The sequence below is a fragment of the Mesorhizobium sp. P3_A8 genome, from assembly GCF_056402995.1.
The window spans coordinates 100,257-119,194 of sequence record NZ_JBFUGI010000003.1 but is presented as its reverse complement, the minus strand read 5'-3'; the positions used below and the strand labels follow the sequence as shown (position 1 = coordinate 119,194).

The following is an 18,938-nucleotide window of genomic DNA, read 5'->3' as shown; positions in this document are numbered from 1 at the left end:
GAAGCTGCTCGGCAGCGTTCATTCACCCGGTTGTGGGCGTAGCGTCCGCAGGCGTGGCGTCGCCAAGCGCAACTGCCGGCACCAGCGACCGAAGCGGTCGACATAGATGTAGATGACCGGCGTCGTGTAGAGGGTCAGGATCTGGCTCAGGATCAGGCCGCCGACGATGGCGATGCCGAGCGGCTGGCGCAGTTCCGCGCCTTCGCCAAGGCCGATCGCCAGCGGCACGGCGCCGAACAGTGCCGCCATGGTCGTCATCATGATCGGGCGGAAGCGCAGCAGGCATGCCTGGTAGATGGCGTCATGCGCCGATCTGCCCTCGTTGCGCTCGGCGGCCAGCGCGAAGTCGATCATCATGATGGCGTTCTTCTTGACGATGCCGATCAGGAGGATGATGCCGATCAGCGCCATGATCGAGAACTCGATGTTGAACAGGGTCAGCGCCAGCAAGGCGCCGACGCCGGCCGAGGGCAAGGTCGAGAGAATGGTCAGCGGGTGGGCGTAGCTTTCGTAGAGAATGCCGAGCACGACATAGACGGCGATCAGCGCGGCAAGGATCAGCAGCGGCTGGTCGGACAGCGAGTCCTGGAAGACGCGCGCCGTGCCCTGGAAGCTGCCATGGATGGTGGCCGGCATGCCGATGCGGTCGGCGGCCGCGTTGATGGCCTCGACGCCCTCGCTGAGCGCGATGCCCGGCGCCAGGTTGAATGACAGCGTGGTGGCGACGAACAAGCCCTGGTGGTTGACCGACAGCGGCGTGCTGCCGGGGCCGTAATGCGCGACGGCCGACAGCGGCACCATGGTCTCGGCTCCGGTGCTGACCGCCGAACCGGTCGAGGCCGCCGTCCTGCCGGTGCTGGTGATGGAATTGTTGGCCTGGTTGCGCGCGGCGTCGGCGGCGACCGATTGGGCAGTGGTGGACTTGCCTGATACAGCGAATGTGCCGGCAACCGCATTGCTCGACTGCGACCCGCCAACCGATCCGCCCGATGTGCTGACATAGACTTTCTTCAGCGCATCGGGGTTTTGCCAGTATTGCGGCGCCACTTCCATGATCACGTGGTACTGGTTGCGCTGGACATAGATGGTGGACACTTGGCGTTGGCCGAAGGCGTCGTAAAGCGTGTTGTCGATCTCGCTGGCTGATATGCCGAGACGCGTCGCGGTGTCGCGATCGATGGTGACGTCGGCTTCGAGGCCCTTGTTTTGCTGGTCAGAGTTGACGTCGGTGAGCTTGGGTTCCGTTTGCAGCGCTGCGGCCAGCTTCGGCGCCCACTCCGCCAGTTCGTCGAAACTGTCACCTTGCAAGGTGTACTGGTACTGCGCGTTCGACTGCCGCCCGCCGACGCGTATATCCTGCACCGCCTGCAGGAACAGTGTGGCGCCCGGCACCACTGCCAGTTTGGGCCGCAGCCTGGCGATGACCTGGTCGGCGGAGATCTTGCGCTCGGCCAGCGGCTTCAGCGACACGAACATGGAACCGGAATTGGTCTGGCCGCCGCCGGTGAAGGCGACAGCGGCGTCGACGGCCGGATCCTTGCTGACGATGCCGGCGAACTGGGTGAGCTTCTGCGACATCGACTGGAAGGAGGTTGCCTGGTCGGCCTGGATCGAGCCGGTCAGCCGTCCCGTGTCCTGCTGCGGGAAGAAGCCTTTTGGGATGGTAACATAGAGGTAGCCATTGAGGCAGAGCGTTGCCGCCAGCACCGCCATGATCAGCAGCGGATTGTCGAGCGCCCAGGACAACGATCGGCGGTAGAAGCCCAGCATGCCCTCGAAGATACGCTCGCTGAAGCGGTAGAGCCGGCCATGTTCACGCTGGCCTTCAGGGCGAAGCAGGATCGAGCACATCATCGGCGTGGTGGTCAGCGAGATAACGAGCGAGACCAGGATCGCCGCCGACAGCGTGATGGCGAATTCGCGGAACAGCCGTCCGACGATGCCGCCCATCAGCAGGATCGGGATGAAGACTGCGATCAGGGACAGGCTCATCGACAGCACGGTGAAGCCGACCTCCTGGGAGCCCTTGATCGCCGCCTCCATGCGGCCCATGCCGGAAGCGGTGTGGCGAGCGATGTTTTCGAGCACGACGATGGCGTCGTCGACGACGAAGCCGGTGGCCACGGTCATCGCCATCAGCGACAGATTGTCGATGCTGAAGCCGAGCAGGTACATGACGCCCAGCGTGCCGACCAGAGATACGGGCACGGCCACGATCGGCACCAGCGCCGAGCGCACGTCGCGCAGGAAGGCGAAGACGACGAGGATCACCAGGCCGATGGCGATCATCAGCGTCTGCGCGACCTCGCTCAGCGAGGCGCGGATGGTGGTCGAGCGGTCGACCGCCAGCGACAGGTCGATGGCCGGTGAGATCGAGGCGCGCAATGTCGGCAGCAGCGCCTTCACCCGGTCCACCGTCGCGATGATGTTGGCGTTGGGCGAGCGGTTGAGGATGATCAGCACGCCCGGCTTGCCGTTGGCGAGACCGGCATTGCGGATGTTCTCGACGGAATCATTGACCTGGCCGACATCGGAAAGCCTGACTGGCGCGCCGTTGCGGTAGGCGACGATCAGTGAGCGATAGGCATCCGCCTGGTTGGCCTGGTCGTTGGCGTAGATCTGATAGCGCTGGTCGCCGACATCGATGGCACCCTTGGGGCTGTGGGCATTGGCCGAGGCGAGTGCGGCGCGCACGTCCTCCAGCCCAATGCCGTAATCATAGAGCACTTGCGGGTTGAGCTCGACGCGCACCGCCGGCAGCGAGCTGCCGCCGACCGACACCTCGCCGATGCCGTCGACCTGCGAGAGCTTCTGCGCCAGCACGGTGCTGGCTTCATCGAAGAGCTGACCCTTGGACAAAGTGTCCGATGTCATCGACAGGATGAGAATCGGGGCGTCGGCCGGATTGACCTTGCGATAGGTGGGATTTGAGCGAAGGCTGGACGGCAGGTCGGCGCGCGCGGCGTTGATCGCCGCCTGGACGTCACGCGCGGCGCCGTCGATGTCGCGGTCCAGCCCGAACTGCAAGGTGATGCGGGCGCTGCCGACGCTGCTCGACGAGGTCATTTCGTTGACATCGGCGATTTCGCCGAGATGCCGCTCGAGTGGGCTGGCGACGGTGTTGGCCACCACCTGGGGGCTCGCGCCCGGCAGCGAGGCCGATACCGAGATGACGGGGTAGTCCACCGCCGGCAGCGGCGCCACCGGCAATTGCGGAAACGCCACCAGCCCGGCCGCCAGCAGGCCGAAGGTCAGCAGCGTCGTCGCCACCGGCCGCCGAATGAAGGGAACCGACAGGTTCATGGCCTGGCGCCCGCACCATGGGTGTGAGGAAGACCGGGGCCGTGGGGAAGGTTGGGTTCGATGCCTCGGAAGCGGGCGGCGAGGCGATCGAACCAGAGATAGATCACCGGCGTGGTGAACAGCGTCAGCAACTGGCTGAGCAACAGGCCGCCGACAATGGAGACGCCCAAGGGATGGCGCAGTTCCGAGCCGACGCCGGTACCGAGCATCAGCGGCAAGGCACCCAGCATCGCCGCCAGCGTTGTCATCAGGATCGGGCGGAAGCGCAGCAGGCAGGCCTGGTAGATGGCCTCGCGCGGCGCCTTGCCTTCATTGCGCTGCGCGTCGAGCGCGAAGTCGATCATCATGATGGCGTTCTTCTTGACCACGCCGATGAGCAGGATGATGCCGATGATCGAGATGATCGTCAGGTCCTGGCCGGCGATCATCAGCGCCAGCAGCGCGCCGATGCCGGCCGAAGGCAGCGTCGACAGGATGGTGATGGGGTGGATGAAGCTCTCATAGAGCACTCCGAGCACGATGTAGACGGTCACCACCGCCGCCAGGATCAGGAACAGCGTGTTGTCGAGCGAAGCCTGGAAAGCGCGCGCCGCGCCCTGGAAGCTGGTGATGATGCTGAGCGGCATGCCGATGTCGGCCTGCGCCTGCTCGATCGCGGTGACCGCCTCGCCGAGCGAAGCACCGGGGGCCAGGTTGAATGAGACGGTGGTGGCGGGGAATTGCCCCATATGGGTGATCTGCAGCGGCGTGGTGGCGATATGGGTGGTTGCCACCACCGACAGCGGCACCGGGGCGCCGCCCGCCGACGAGGGCAGGTAGACGGAAGCGAGCGCCTTGAGCGAATCCTGTTCGGACGGGGCGGCTTCGAGAATGACGCGGGACTGGCTTGACGTGGTGTAGATGGTCGAGACCATGCGCTGGCCGAAAGCGTCGTAGAGCGCGTTGTCGACGGTCGCCGGCGTGATGCCGAAGCGCGCGGCCTGGTCGCGGTCGATGTCGACAAAGACGGCAAGGCCGCTGTTCGACAGGTCGCTGGCGACATCGGCGAGCTGCGGCAGTGTGTTCAGTTTTGTGAGCAGCTTCGGCGTCCATTCTCCGAGTTCGTCGGCATTGGCGTCCTGGAGCACGAATTGATACTGGGTGCGGCTGACCTGGCCGTCGATGGTCAAGTCCTGAACCGGCTGCATGTAGAGCGTGACGCCGGCCACCGGAGCGGCTTCCTGTTTCAGGCGGGCGATGACCGCGGTGATGTCGGCGCTGCGCTCCTCATGCGGTTTGAGGTTGATCAGGATGCGGCCGACATTCATCGTGGTGTTGGTGCCGTCAACGCCGATGAAGGACGACAGGCTGTCGACATCCGGGTCCTTGAGAATGATGGCGGCCAGCTGCTGCTGTCGTTGCGCCATCGCGGCATAGGAGATCGACTGCGGCGCTTCGGTGATGGCCTGGATGACGCCGGTGTCCTGCACCGGGAAGAACCCCTTGGGGATGACCACGTAGAGCGCCGCCGTCAGCACGAGGGTCGCCGCCGCCATCACGAGCATCAGCGTCTGCCGGTCGAGCACCCAGGTCAGCGCCCGGCCGTAGCCGCGGATCACCCAGTCGAAGAAGTCGCGGCTGGCGCGCTGCAGGGCATTCTCGCGTACCGCCGCCACCGGTTTGAGCAGCTTGGCGCAGGCCATCGGCACCAAGGTCAGCGACACCACGGCCGAGATCAGGATGGTGGTGGCAAGCGTGATGGAGAATTCGCGGAACAGCCGGCCGACGACATCGCCCATGAACAGAAGCGGGATCAGCACCGCGATCAGCGAGACCGTCAGCGAGATGATGGTGAAGCCGATCTGCTGCGAGCCTTTCAGCGCCGCTTCTAGCGGTGTCGCGCCTTCCTCGACATAGCGCGCGACGTTCTCGATGACGACGATGGCGTCGTCGACGACGAAGCCGGTGGCGATGGTCAGCGCCATCAGCGACAGATTGTCGAGGCTGAAGCCGAACAGGTACATGACGCCAAGCGTGCCGACCAGCGATAGGGGAACCGACAGGCTCGGGATGAGCGTGGCGCGCGCGCTGCGGAGGAAGACGAAAATGACCAGCACGACGAGGATGATCGACAGCGTCAGTTCGTATTCGACGTCACGCACCGAGGCGCGGATGGTCGTGGTGCGGTCGGTCAGCACCTTGACGTCGACGGCGTTCGGCAGCGAGGCCTGGAGCTGCGGCAGCAGCGCCTTGATGCGGTCCACCACGTCGATGACGTTGGCGCCGGGCTGGCGCTGTATGTTGAGGATGATCGCCGGCGTGCTGTTCATCCAGGCCGCCAGCCGGTTGTTCTCGGTGGCGTCGACCACGTCGGCGACGTCGCTCAAGCGCACCGGCGCGCCGTCCTTGTAGGCGACGATCAGCGAGCGGTATTCGTCGGCGCTCTTCAGCTGGTCGTTGGCGTTGATGGTGTAGGCCCGCGACGGCCCGTCGAAATTGCCCTTCGGCGTGTTGACATTGGCGCTGCCAAGCGTGGTGCGCAGATCGTCGAGGTTGAGCCCGTAGGCGGCGAGCTTGCGCGGATCGGCCTGGACGCGCACGGCGGGGCGCTGGCCGCCGCTGAGGCTGACCAGGCCGACGCCCGGCAGCTGCGATATCTTCTGCGCCAGCCTGGTGTCGGCAAGCTGCTGCACGTCGCGCAGCGGCATCGTCGCCGAGGTCAGACCGAGCGTCAGCACCGGCGCGTCGGCCGGGTTGACCTTGGCATAGATCGGCGGCGCCGGCAGGTCGGCCGGCAGCAGGTTGCCGGCGGCATTGATGGCGGCCTGCACCTCCTGCTCGGCAACATCGAGCGAGATCGCCAGGCTGAACTGCAGCGTGATGACGGAGGAACCGGCCGAACTCACCGAGTTCATCTGGTTGAGGTTGGCGATCTGTCCGAGCTGGACTTCCAGCGGTGCCGTGACCGAGGACGTCATGACGTCAGGGCTGGCGCCGGGATAGAAGGTCTGCACCTGGATGGTGGGATAGTCGACCTCGGGCAGGGCCGAGACAGGCAAATAACGGTAGGCCAGCAGGCCGGACAGCATGATTGCGACCATGAACAGCGATGTCGCCACCGGCCGCAGGATGAAGGCGCGCGACGGGCTCATTGCTGCTGCCCGGACTCCGACTGCCCCGAGTCTGAATGTCGATGCTTGTGACCCTTGCCCTTGTGCTTGCCTGTGTTGTCTGGATTCGGCGTATCGGATGCAGGCTGGTCGGGTGGGGATTGAGCGTCAGGTTGGGCTTGAGCTGGCGGCGTTGTCCCTGCCGGCGCAGGCGTCGATGGTTGCGAGGGTGCCTGTGCCGAGGGCTGCGCCGGGGCCGCCTGGCCGTCCTGCTGGAGGTTGATATGGGCGCCGTCGCGGAGCTTGTCGGCGCCGTCGACGACGACGCGGTCGCCAGGATTGAGGCCGGCGAGGATCTCGACGCGTTCGCCATTGGTGACGCCAAGCGTGACCTTGCGCACAGCGACGGTGCTGTCGGGATTGACCAGGTAGACGAAGGTGCCGGGCAGGCCGCGCTGGATCGCGGCAATCGGGGCGATCGCCACGTTTTTGTGCTCGTCGACGAGAAGCGAGACGTTGACGAACTGGTTCGGGTAGAGGACGCGCGCTTCGTTGGCGAAGCCGGCCCGCAGCTTGATGGTGCCGGTGCTTGGATCAATCTGGCTGTCGAAGGTCTCGAGCTGGCCGTCGGCGAGCTTCTTGGCTCCGGCGCGGTCGAAAGCGGAGGTGGGCAGCACGGCGCCCTGCTGCATGCGTTGCGCGATCGCCGGCAATTCGTCCTCGGGCACGGTGAACAACACACTGATCGGCTGCACCTGGGTGATGATGACGATGCCGTTGGCGTCGCCTGGGGTGACATAGTTGCCCTGGTCGACCTGGCGCAGGCCGGCGCGTCCGTCGACCGGAGAGAGGATGCGGCAATAATCGAGATTGAGGGTGGCGGTCTGTATCATCGCCTGGTCGACCTGGACGGAGCCCTGGTCCTGCGCGACAAGGGCGACCTGCGCGTCGAGGGTCTGCGGCGTCGCCGCCCCTTGGGCCACCAGCTTCTGGTCGCGGACGAGGTCGAGCCCAGCATCCTTCAGCATGGCCTGGTCGCGCACCAACTGGCCCTGGGCCTGGGCGAGCGCCGCCTGGAAGGGGCGGGGATCGATCTCAGCCAGCAGGTCGCCCTTCTTGACGTCCTGGCCTTCCTTGAAATTCACCTGGATGAGCGGGCCGGTGACCTGCGACTTGACGGTGACGGTGGAGAGCGAGGTCACCGTGCCGAGGGCATTGAGGGTAACGTCTATCGTACCTTTTTCGATGGCGGCGGCGCCGATCGTCGTCGGCTGCGCGCCGCGCCTGCCGCCGGGCAGCTTGGCCTCGACATGCGGACGCTGATAGAGATAGGCGCCAGTGGCGGCGACAATGGCGATGAAGATCAGCCACGGAATCCAGCCACGCGAACGGCGTGGCGCGACAGTCGTCTGCAGGGGCATTTCCAATTGCTGGTCCATGGTGGCATCTCTTAGCCCCATCGACCAATATGACCGAAACGACCCCAAGTCGAATTAACAGTTGGACAGGTTCGGCGCTGCCTTGCCGGCCAGTCATTCGCCCCCAGGGCGCGGCCTACTCGGCCGCCTGAACCCGGTTAGCCCCAATGATCGCGCGGATCTCGGACCGGCAGGAGCCGCAATTGGTGCCGGCCTTCAGGGCGCCGCCGATGGCTTCGACAGTCGTGCAGCCGACTGCCACCGCCGCCGCGATCTGGTTGGCCCCAACGCCAAAACAGGAGCAGACGGTGGCACCGGCATCGGGCCGCTCGGCGCCGGCGCGACCGGCGACGATCCGGAAGCGCTCGCGCTGGCTGGCGTGAGGCGCTTCCAACTGTTCAGCCGCCCAGCCGCGCGACACCGCGACCGGGCCGGGCGCAACGAACAAGGCGCCCACGAGGCGCTCGCCATCGAAGGCGGCAATGCGGTGTTGGCCGGCGTCGCGGTCGTGATAGGCGAGCATGTCCGCCGAGGGGGCATTGAGGAGAGAGCCGGCGAAGGCTGTCCAGTCGACCGCGTCGTCGGCGAAGGCGAGCTCGACCCGCCACCCACCCTTGCAGCGGGCTGCTGCCCAGTAGCTTGCGTCAATCAATCCCGGCTTCTGGCGCATCACGGCGAAGGCAAAGGCCTTGGCGGCAAATTTCTCGATGCGAGCCGCGACATGTTTCAGCGCCGGCTGGCCTGAGATTGGGTCCGTGAGCGGCGCGGTGAGTACGTCGAGCCGGCCTTTTGCCGCGAACTGATCGGTCCAATGCATCGGCGCGAAGATGCTGCCCCGGCGCTGGCGGGGCGTAATCAGGGCGCGGACCAGTACGTCGCCGCGCGGGCTGGAGATGCGCACGATGTCGGCATCGCCGATGCCGTGGTGCTGTGCATCGGCCGGATGGATTTCGACAAAGGGCTCGGCGATGTGCTGGGACAGACGCGGGCTTTTGCCAGTCCGCGTCATGGTGTGCCAGTGGTCTCGGATACGACCGGTGTTGAGGATGAGCGGGAAGTTGGGGCTGGTGCGGGTTTCGGTGGTGGCACGGATGGCGATGAAGCGGGCTTTGCGGTCGGGTGTGTAGAAGTTGCCGTTGGCGAAGAAGCGGGTGTTGGAGGGAGGGTCGGCCTCTGGCTGATGTCGAGCTTGAACACCCCCCTCTGTCCTGCCGGACATCTCCCCCGCAAGGGGGGAGATTGACAGTTTTGGCCTCGCCGCCGATCCTCCGTCGTTGGAGATGGGCGAAGGCCGTTGCGACTGCTGATCTCCCCCCTTGCGGGGGAGATGGCCGGCAGGCCAGAGGGGGGTGCCTTGGCTCGGCGCTGGCCATTGGAAAGGCGCCAATGCTTCGTAATCTTCTCCATCGACGCTGGCATAAGCACCAATATCGAAATCCCGCGCACCATCATTCTCAAACCCAGACAGCTTCGCGTGCTCGCCAAAAACCTCCGTCGGCGTCTCGTGCGCAAACGCCTCGCCAAAGCCCATCCGACGCGCCACCTCGGCTATGATCCACCAGTCGGGTCGCGCCTCGCCGGGCAGATCCAGGAAGGCGCGCTGGCGCGAGATGCGGCGCTCGGAATTGGTGACCGTGCCGTCCTTCTCGCCCCAGGCGGCGGCGGGCAGCCGGACATGGGCGTGACGCACGGTGTCCGTGCTGGCCAGCACGTCCGAAACGACGACGAAGGGGCAGGCCTTGATCGCCGCCTCGACGGCGTCGGCGTCCGGCATCGAATCGACCGGGTTGGTGGCCATGATCCACAGCGCCTTGATGCGCCCGTCGGCCACGGCTTGAAACATCTCGACCGCCTTCATGCCAGGCTTTTCGGCAACGGTCGGCGCGTTCCAGAAGCGCTGCACGCGGTCGCGATGTTCGGGGTTTTCGATCTCCATATGGGCAGCCAGCATGTTGGCCATACCGCCGACCTCGCGGCCACCCATGGCGTTGGGCTGGCCGGTCACCGAGAACGGGCCGGCTCCCGGTCTGCCGATCCGGCCGGTGGCGAGATGGCAGTTGATGATGGCGTTGACCTTGTCGGTGCCGGACGACGATTGGTTCACGCCCTGGCTGTAGACGGTTACCGTCTTCGTGGTGGCGGCGAACAGGCTGTAGAAGCGGGTGAGCTCATCCTCGCTCAGGCCTGTCGCAGCTGCGATGCCGGCAAGGTCGAGCGCCGAGGCGGCGAAAAGCGCTTGGCCGAAGCCGGTCGTGTGCGCGGTGATGTAGGCGCGGTCGAGCGCGTTGTGCTGGCCGAGCCAGGCAAGCAGGCCGGTGAAGAGAGCGACGTCGCCATCCGGCGCGATGGCCAGATGCATGTCGGCGATATCAGATGTCATGGTGCGGCGCGGGTCGATCAGCACGACCTTCATCTCCGGCCGCTTTTCCCGGGCGGCGGCGATGCGCTGGTAGAGCACGGGGTGGCACCAGGCGAGGTTGGAGCCGACCAGCACGATGAGGTCGGCAAGCTCGAGATCCTCATAGGTTCCCGGCACCGTGTCGGAGCCGAAGGCGCGGCGGTGGCCGGCGACCGAGGAAGCCATGCACAGACGCGAATTGGTGTCGATGTTGCCCGAGCCGATGAAGCCCTTCATCAGCTTGTTGGCGAGGTAATAATCCTCGGTCAGCAACTGGCCCGAGACATAGAAAGCGACCGCGTCCGGGCCGTGCTCGGCGACGGTTTGCGAGAAGGTCGAAGCGACGAGGTCGAGCGCCTCGTTCCAGCCGACGCGGCGGCCGTGGATTTCGGGATAAAGCAGCCTGCCGTCGAGGTCGATGGTCTCGGCCAGTGCCGAGCCCTTGGAGCAGAGCCGGCCGAAATTCGCGGGATGATCGGGGTCGCCGCGGACGGACACTTGCCCGTCCGCGGCGACCTTCGCCAGCACGCCGCAGCCCACCCCGCAATAGGGGCAGGTGGTCCTCACCTCGCGTGCTGCGTCGATTTCCATGGGTTCAAGCCGCGCGGCTGGCCAGCGCTTCCAGCGCCAGGAACAGGCGCTCGCCCTCGACCTTGACCGGGATGGTGCGCACCATGCCCTCGTCGGCGCCGAGCGCTTTGCCGGTCTCCAGCGAGATCACCCAATTGTGCAGAGGGCAGGTCACCGCGGTGCCATGGACGATGCCCTGGCTGAGCGGCCCGCCTTTGTGCGGACAATGGTCGTCGATGGCATAGACCTGATCATCCTGGGTGCGGAAGACCGCGACCTTGCCTTGCGGCGTGGCAACGCAGCGCGCGCCACGGCGGGGGATGTCGGAGAGGGAGCCGATGGCGATCCAGTTCATCTCCATCACTCCGCCGCCTCGGCAAACCCGACCGAAGCCATCGGCCGGAATTCGTGCTTGTCCTTGCCCGAGACGCGTTCCGACCATGGGTCGACCTGGGCGAATTTCTGCGAGAACACGAACCGCTCGTAATAGGCCTTGCGCTTGTCGGCATCGTCCATGATCTGGCGCTTGATCTCCGGGATGCCGATGCGCTTGGCCCATTTGTAGATGCGCTCGAGATAGCGGCCCTGCTCGCGGTACATCTGCGTCAGCGCCACGATGTGCTCCAGCGCCTCGTCCTCGGTCCTGACCATGCCGAGCACCTCGGTGCCCTTGATGTCGAGGCCGGCGGCGCCGGCGAAGTGGATCTCGTAGCCGCTGTCGACGCAGATGACGCCGACATCCTTGCAGGTCGCCTCGGCGCAGTTCCTAGGACAGCCCGACACCGCCATCTTGACCTTGGCCGGGGTCCACGAGCCCCACATGAATTTCTCGATGCGGATGCCCAAGCCGGTCGAATCCTGCGTACCGAAGCGGCACCAGTCGGAGCCGACGCAGGTCTTCACCGTGCGCAGGCCCTTGGCATAGGCGTGGCCGGAGACGAACCCGGCCTGGCCGAGATCGGCCCACACCGCCGGCAGGTCTTCCTTGCGGATGCCCAGCATGTCGATGCGCTGGCCGCCGGTGACCTTGACCATCGGGATCTCGAACTTGTCGACGACGTCGGCGATGGCGCGCAGTTCGGCGGCATTGGTCACGCCGCCCCACATGCGCGGCACCACGGAATAGGTGCCGTCCTTCTGGATGTTGGCGTGGACCCGCTCATTGATGAAGCGCGACTGGTAGTCGTCGGCGTAGTCGTCCGGCCAATCGCAGACGAGGTAATAGTTGAGAGCCGGCCGGCATTTGGCGCAGCCGCAGGACGTCGTCCATTCCAGTTCCTGCATGACGGCGGGAATGGTCTTCAGGTGCTTGGCGATGATCAGCCGGCGCACCTCGTCATGGCCGAGCGTCGTGCAGCCACACATTGGCTGAACCGCGGCCGGATTGTACGTATCGCCGAGGGTCAGCACCATCAGCTTCTCGACCAGCCCGGTGCAGGACCCGCATGAGGCCGACGCCTTGGTGTGGGCGCGCACATCGTCGAGAGAGGTCAGGCCCTTGGCGGTGATCGCACCCGTGATCTTGCCCTTGCAGACGCCGTTGCAGCCGCAGATTTCCGCATCATCCGGCAAGGCTGCAACGGCCGCCATAGGGTCCAGCGGGGCACCCCCCTGGTAGGACTGGCCGAAGATGAGCGTGTCGCGCATCTCCGATATGTCGGTCTGCTTCTTCTTGAGATCGTTGAACCAGGCGCCATCCGCCGTCTCGCCATAAAGCACGGTGCCGATGATGCGATCGTCCTTCAGCACCAGACGTTTGTAGACACCGGCCGCGGCATCGCGCAGCACGATCTCCTGGCGGTCCTCGCCCTCGGCGAAGTCGCCGAGCGAGAACAGGTCGATGCCGGTGACCTTGAGCTTGGTCGGCGTGTCCATATGGACGAAGGCGGCCGCCTCGTTGCCGGCGAGCTGGCTCGCGGCAACGCGCGCCATCTCGTAGAGCGGCGCGACCAGCCCGTAGACCATGCCATTGACCTCGGCGCATTCGCCGAGCGCATAGATGTCGGGATCGTTGCTGCGCATGCCGGCGTCGACGACGATGCCTCTGTTGACGGCGATGCCCGCTTCCTTGGCCAGCGCTGAATTCGGCCTGATGCCGACGGCCATGACCACCAGCGTCGCCGGAATGATGGTGCCGTCGGCGAGTTCCACCTGCTCGACCTTGCCGTTGCCTGTGATCGCCTGCGTGTTGGCCTTGGTGATGACCTTGATGCCGCGTTGTTCGACTGCGCGCTGCAAGAGATAGCCTGCAGCCGGATCAAGCTGGCGCTCCATCAGCGTGGGCATGACATGCAGCACGGTGACGTCCATGCCTTGCGCGTTGAGGCCCGCAGCCGCCTCCAGCCCAAGCAGGCCGCCGCCGATGACCACGGCCTTGGCGCGCGACTGGGCGGCCAGCATCATCGCCTGGACGTCGTCGAGATCGCGATAGGTGAGCACGCCCGGCAGATTGTGGCCCGGCACCGGAATGATGAACGGCACCGAGCCGGTGGCGATGACCAGCTTGTCGTAGGGCTCGGTGACGCCGTGGTCGGAGGTGACGGTCTTCGCCGTGCGGTCGATGGCCACGATCTTGTGGCCCTTGTAGAGGGTGATGTTGTTGGCGATGTACCAGCCATCGCCGTGGATGATGATTTCCTCATAGGCCTTTTCGCCCGACAGCACCGGCGACAGCATGATGCGGTCGTAATTGACGCGCGGCTCGGCGTTGAAAATGGTGACGGCGTAGCGGCCCGGCGCCTGCTCCAGCAGATGCTCCAGCATGCGCCCGGGGGCCATGCCGTTGCCGATGATGACGAGTTTTTCGGTCATGGCGTTACTCCGCGGCTTCGACGAAGCGGTGGCGTTCGTAGAGGAATTTCAGCACCGCCTCGCGGCAGCGCAGGAAGGTGCGGTCGGAGGAAAGCTCGACGCGCCGGCGCGGCCGTGCCAGCGGCACGGGAAGCACTTCGCCGATGGTCGCCGCCGGACCATTGGTCATCATGACGATGCGGTCGGAGAGCAGCACCGCCTCGTCGACATCGTGCGTGATCATGATCGTCGTCGAGCCGAGCCTGGAATGGATGTCCATCACCGCGTCCTGCAGATGGGCGCGGGTCAGCGCGTCGAGCGCGCCGAACGGCTCGTCGAGCAGCAGGATCTTCGGTTCCATGGCCAGCGCGCGCGCAATGCCGACGCGCTGCTTCATGCCGCCCGATATCTCGGCTGGGCGCTTGTCCCTGGCATGCGCCATCTGCACGAGGTCGAGATTGCGCATGATCCAGTCATGCCGCTCGGCCTTGCTCTTCGAGCGACCGAAGACCTTGGATACCGCGAGGTTGATGTTCTCGTAGACGGTGAGCCAGGGCAGCAGCGAGTGGTTCTGGAACACCACGGCGCGTTCCGGTCCGGGGCTGTCGACTTCCTTGTCTTCGAGCAGCACGGCGCCGGCGGAAACTTTGGTCAGGCCGGCGATCAGGTTGAGCAAGGTCGACTTGCCGCAGCCGGAATGGCCGATGATGGAGACGAACTCGCCCTTGTCGATGGTCAGCCTGATGTCCCTCAGCACCTCGCTGACCTGGCCGCCACGGGCAAAGGATTTGTCGATATGGTCGAGTTTCAGATAGGCCGTCATGGCGCTTTCCTCACTTTGCCGTTGTGCCGCGGGTGACGAAGGCGCCGACTGCCGCGACCAGGCGGTCGAGGCAGAAGCCGGTGACGCCGATATAGGCGAGCGCGACGATGATGTCGGGCAGCCGCGACGAGTTCCACGCGTCCCAGATGAAGAAGCCGATGCCGACGCCGCCGGTCAGCATTTCGGCGGCGACGATGGCGAGCCAGGACAGGCCGATGCCGATGCGCAGACCGGTGAAGATGTAGGGGGCCGCAGCCGGCACCATGATCTTGACGAAGAACTCGAGCTGGTTGAGCCGCAGGATGCGCGAGACGTTGCGGTAGTCCTCGGGAATGTTGCGGACGCCAACGGCAGTGTTGATGATGATCGGCCAGATCGAGGTGATGAAGATGACGAACAGCGCCGACGGGCTGGAATCGCGGAATGCCGCCAGCGACAGCGGCAGCCAGGCGAGCGGCGGCACGGTGCGCAGGATCTGGAACACCGGATCGAGGCCGCGCATCGCCCAGATCGACTGGCCGACCAGCGCGCCAAGCGCGACGCCGACGATGGCCGCCATGCCAAAGCCGATGGCGACGCGCTGCAGCGAGATCAGCACCCGCCAGGCCAGGCCGATATCCTGCGGGCCATTGTCGAAGAACGGATGCGCGATCAGGTCATAGGCCTCTTTCCACACCTGGCTGGGCGGCGGCAGGCTTGACGTGGGCGAGGAACAGGCGACCTGCCAGACGATCAGCATGAGGGCGATGACGATGATCGGTGGCACCAGCGTGCTCGCCAGTTTGCCGGCGATGGCGAGCGGGTCGAAGCGACGCCGCGCCCTGGCGGTGAAGGCGATCACCTCGGCCGGTTTGGCGGGGAACGCCTTCACCTTGGTATCCTCGATAGTCTGGATCGACATGTCTGGGAAAAACTCCGTGGGGCACTGGTGAGAAGCGGCTGTGAAGCCGCTTGCGCCGGTTATGCCGACGCCTTGATCTTCAGGCTGTCGAGATAGGCGGACGGGTTGGCCGGATCGAAGACCTTGCCGTCGAAGAAGGTCTCGACGCCGCGCGACGAGGACGCTGGAATGTCGGCCGCCGCAACGCCAAGATCCTTGGCCGCCTCGCGCCACAGATCCTCGCGGTTGACCTGGTCGACCAGCGCCTTGATGTCGGTGGTCGGCGCGAACTTGCCCCAACGGATGTTTTCGGCGAGGAACCAACTGTCGTGGCTCTTGAATGGGTAGGAGACGCCGCCCTTCCAGAACTTCATGTAGAGGTCGGTGCCGTTGGCGACGCGGCCGTTGCCGTAGTTGATGTCGCCCTTGAGGCGGCCGATGATGTCGGCGACAGGCACGTTCATCCACTGCCGCTTGCCGATGATGGCGGCCATCTCGTCCTTGTTCTCCTTGGCCTCGCACCATTGCTGGGCTTCCATGACGGCCATCAGGATCGCCTTGGTGGCGTTCGGGTTCTTTTCGATGAATTCGGCGCGCAGGCCGAGCGCCTTTTCGGGATGGCCTTTCCACAATTCGCCCGTCGTGGCAGCGGTGAAGCCGACGCCCTGATGGACGAGCTGCTCGTTCCACGGCTCGCCGACGCAGAACACGTCCATGTTGCCGACCTTCATGTTGGCCACCATCTGCGGCGGCGGAACGACGATGGTCGAGACGTCCTTGTCGGGATCGATGCCGCCGGCGGCCAGCCAGTAGCGCAGCCAGAGGTCGTGTGTGCCGCCGGGGAAGGTCATGGCGGCCTTGATGTCCTTGCCGGCTGCCTTCTTGGCGGCGAAGGCGTTCTTCAGCTTGGAGGCGTCGAGGCCGACGCCGGTGGCGGCATATTCCTGGGCAACCGAAATGCCCTGGCAGTCGTAGTTGAGCCGCGCCACGATCGCCATCGGCATCGGCTGGTTGTTCTGCGTCACCTTGCCGGTGTGCATCAGGTAAGGCAGCGGGGTCAGGATGTGGGCGCCGTCGATGCCGTTTGCGGCACCGCCGAGCATCAGATTGTCGCGCGTCGCGCCCCAGGACGCCTGCTTGAGCACCTCGACATCGGGCATGCCGAACTTGGCGAAGAGGCCTTTCTCCTTGGCGATCATCAGCGGCGCGGCATCGGTCAGCGCGATGAAGCCGAGCTTGGCGCCGGTAACCTCCGGCGCGGAGGTGGCGGCATAGGCGCCGGAGGGGAAGAGTTTGCGGGCCACCATGAACAGGCCGGCCGTCATGGCGCTGCTGACCAGAAAATCGCGACGCGTCACATCCCCAAGCGACGTTCCCGTCCCGATCCAATTCTTCATCGTCTTCTTCATCGTCGTCTCCGGTTGAACGCGATTTCAAAACAAAAAAGCCGCCGGCCAGGTCTTCGCGCGTCCGTACATCCGGGATCGCGTGTCGACCTGAGCGGCAGCTTTGCCTGTGGGCGCCCGCCATTGGACGCCTATTCCGTGACCCACGAAGGGCCTTGGCTATTTCAAAGCACGAACCGTGCCAGTTTGCGGAGAATGAGAAAACATCAATGGAATCAACGATAAGTGCACGCCGCCGACGCGCCAGGCGATATGGTGAGCAGGCCAAAGATTGTTCATTAGAGCAATTGCACGCACAATTTTTGTGCAATGCACAAGAATGGCGCGAAAACGATCAGGCGTCCGCGCGTGCCGATTTCTGCTTCTCGATATACGTTTCGATCTCATCGGGATCGAAGATCTGGCCGTCGAAGAAGCCGTCCGGACCAAGCACCAGGCCGGCCCCGGTCGCGCCGACCGCGGTGGCGACCTTGAGCGCGCCTTCGACCTTCGCATTGGCGCCGGGAAGGGCGACGCCGAGCGGCTTCAGAGCCGAGCGGTAGAGGTCGGGCCGATAGCATTCGCGCGCAATGGCGAGGTTCTCAGGCGTGTGCGCCACATGGCCCCAGCGCACCATCTGCGTGTAAAACCAAAGCGCATGGCTCTTCCACGGAAAGTTTGCGGCTTTGTCGAAAGGCAGGAAGAAATCGTCGATCTCCAGCTCCGCCCCGCCGCCCAATCGGAGATGGCCGGTCAGGATCGGCATCTGCACCGCTGGCGGCAGGCCGAGGAAACCGGGTTGCGCCATCACCGCAGCCAATTCGGCGTGGTTGGCCGGATCCTGGCACCAGCGCGCCGAATGATGCAGCGCGCGCAGCAGTGCCGCCAGAGCCCCGGGATTCTCGTCCGCCCAGGCCTTGCGCACGCCGAGCACCTTCTCCGGGCTGTTCTTCCACAACAGCGCCTTGACGGTGACGATATGGCCGGTGCCGGCGGCGACCGCGGCGCTGTTCCAGGGCTCACCGACGCAGTAGCCGTCGATGCGCCCAGCGGCCAATGCGTCGGCCATGAAGGGAGGCGGTACGATGACGATCTCGATTTCGCGCTGGGGATCGATGCCGCAAGCGGCAAGCCAGTAGCGCAGTTCGTAATTGTGCCCGGAATGCGGATGCACGACGGCAAAGCGAAGCGGGTCGTGGCCGGCCACCACCCGCTCACGGATGAATGCGCCAAGTGCCTTCCCCGCGCGCGCCGGATCGAGATCGGGTTCAGCGCCATGCGCCGCCATGCCGTCCCACACCGCGTTGGAGATGGTGACGCAATTGCCGCCGAGCCCAAGCGAGAACGGCACGATGGTTTCGGAAGCGAGCGGCGTCAGCCCGAGATTGCAGGCGAGCGGCATCGGTCCCAGCATATGGGCAAGATCGAAGTGGCCGATGGCGATGCGGTCGCGGATGTTGGCCCAGGACGTCTCGCGGTGCAGCGTGAGGTCAATGCCTTCACGTGTGGCGAAGCCCAACTCGCTTGCGGCGACCAGCACGGCGCTGTCGAAGAGCGGCATGAAGCCGGCGGTGATCTGGTGCTCGGCGCCCATGCTCATTCGTCCTCCGCTGGTCCGAGCAGCCCGGCGGCAGTCACCAGGCTCTGGGCGATGTCGCTGATCTTGCGGTTCTGGTTCATCGCCGTCTTGCGCAGCAGCGTATAGGCGGCCTCTTCGGAGAGGCCGCGCGACTTCATCAATATGCCCTTGGCGCGATCGATGACCTTGCGGCTCTCGAGTTCGCTACGCGCCTCTTCCAGTTCGCGCGCCATGCGCGAGAAGGCATTGAAGCGGCTCACCGCCATGTCGAGGATCGGCTTGACGCGCTCTTGCCTGAGCCCGTCGACGACATAGGCCGAGACGCCGGCATCGACCGCGGCCTCGATCGAGGCCTGGTCGGAGCGGTCGACGAACATGGCGATCGGCCGCTTTACGGCGCGTGACAGCTGGAACATGTTTTCGAGCATGTCGCGGTTGGGGTTTTCGAGATCGATGACGATAACGTCGGGTTCGATCTCGGCGATCCGTCGCGCAATGCCGGTCACGTCATGGATGACGGTGACCCGCTGATGGCCGGCCTCGCGCAGGCCGGCCTCGATGATCGAGGCGCGGATGCGATTTTCGTCGATCACCAGGACGGCTAGGGAGGATCGGACCATGCCTGCATTGTGGGCAACGCCGCGAAATTGTGCAATGCGGCATAGCCACGCCCGTTTCAAGGGACGTGGCTATGCCGCATCAT

Annotated in this window: 11 protein-coding genes; all 11 read right to left on the bottom strand. The window is 65.2% G+C overall.

The annotated features are described in order from the left end of the window. Positions 1-18: 18 nt before the first annotated feature. Positions 19-3,303 carry an efflux RND transporter permease subunit gene (locus tag AC1DX4_RS08495; RefSeq protein WP_477219895.1) on the bottom strand — a complete coding sequence of 1,095 codons (3,285 nt, stop codon included), beginning with the start codon at positions 3,301-3,303 and terminating at the stop codon, positions 19-21. Next, positions 3,300-6,434, bottom strand: coding sequence for an MdtB/MuxB family multidrug efflux RND transporter permease subunit (locus tag AC1DX4_RS08490; protein ID WP_477219894.1), 3,135 nt, complete (start codon positions 6,432-6,434; stop codon positions 3,300-3,302). The genes AC1DX4_RS08495 and AC1DX4_RS08490 overlap by 4 nt, the downstream gene beginning before the upstream one ends. After that, the gene (locus tag AC1DX4_RS08485; RefSeq protein WP_477219893.1) at positions 6,431-7,831 is read right to left on the bottom strand and encodes an efflux RND transporter periplasmic adaptor subunit; all 1,401 of its coding nucleotides are present in this window, start codon (positions 7,829-7,831) and stop codon (positions 6,431-6,433) included. Before AC1DX4_RS08485 ends, AC1DX4_RS08490 begins: the two co-directional genes overlap by 4 nt. A gap of 115 nt (positions 7,832-7,946) precedes the next feature. Next, positions 7,947-10,799, bottom strand: a complete 2,853-nt coding sequence (locus tag AC1DX4_RS08480) for a nitrate reductase (RefSeq protein WP_477219892.1) — start codon at positions 10,797-10,799, stop codon at positions 7,947-7,949. A 4-nt stretch (positions 10,800-10,803) separates the two neighbouring features. Next, complete coding sequence (nirD, locus tag AC1DX4_RS08475; protein ID WP_477219891.1) at positions 10,804-11,133, bottom strand: nitrite reductase small subunit NirD; 330 nt, start codon at positions 11,131-11,133, stop codon at positions 10,804-10,806. Between the two features lie 5 nt (positions 11,134-11,138). Further along, on the bottom strand, positions 11,139-13,589 hold the full coding sequence (gene nirB / locus AC1DX4_RS08470; RefSeq protein ID WP_477219890.1) for a nitrite reductase large subunit NirB: 2,451 nt from the start codon (positions 13,587-13,589) through the stop codon (positions 11,139-11,141). A 4-nt stretch (positions 13,590-13,593) separates the two neighbouring features. Continuing rightward, positions 13,594-14,391 (bottom strand): ABC transporter ATP-binding protein, encoded by a 798-nt coding sequence (locus AC1DX4_RS08465; protein WP_477219889.1) that lies wholly within the window; start codon positions 14,389-14,391, stop codon positions 13,594-13,596. Between the two features lie 10 nt (positions 14,392-14,401). Then, on the bottom strand, positions 14,402-15,292 hold the full coding sequence (ntrB, locus tag AC1DX4_RS08460; protein WP_477219888.1) for a nitrate ABC transporter permease: 891 nt from the start codon (positions 15,290-15,292) through the stop codon (positions 14,402-14,404). Between the two features lie 59 nt (positions 15,293-15,351). Continuing rightward, complete coding sequence (locus AC1DX4_RS08455) at positions 15,352-16,680, bottom strand: CmpA/NrtA family ABC transporter substrate-binding protein (RefSeq protein WP_477219887.1); 1,329 nt, start codon at positions 16,678-16,680, stop codon at positions 15,352-15,354. 331 nt (positions 16,681-17,011) lie between these two features. Continuing rightward, positions 17,012-18,250, bottom strand: coding sequence for a CmpA/NrtA family ABC transporter substrate-binding protein (locus AC1DX4_RS08450; RefSeq protein WP_477220285.1), 1,239 nt, complete (start codon positions 18,248-18,250; stop codon positions 17,012-17,014). A gap of 2 nt (positions 18,251-18,252) precedes the next feature. Further along, positions 18,253-18,855 carry an ANTAR domain-containing response regulator gene (locus AC1DX4_RS08445; protein ID WP_027045429.1) on the bottom strand — a complete coding sequence of 201 codons (603 nt, stop codon included), beginning with the start codon at positions 18,853-18,855 and terminating at the stop codon, positions 18,253-18,255. Between the last annotated feature and the right edge of the window lie 83 nt (positions 18,856-18,938).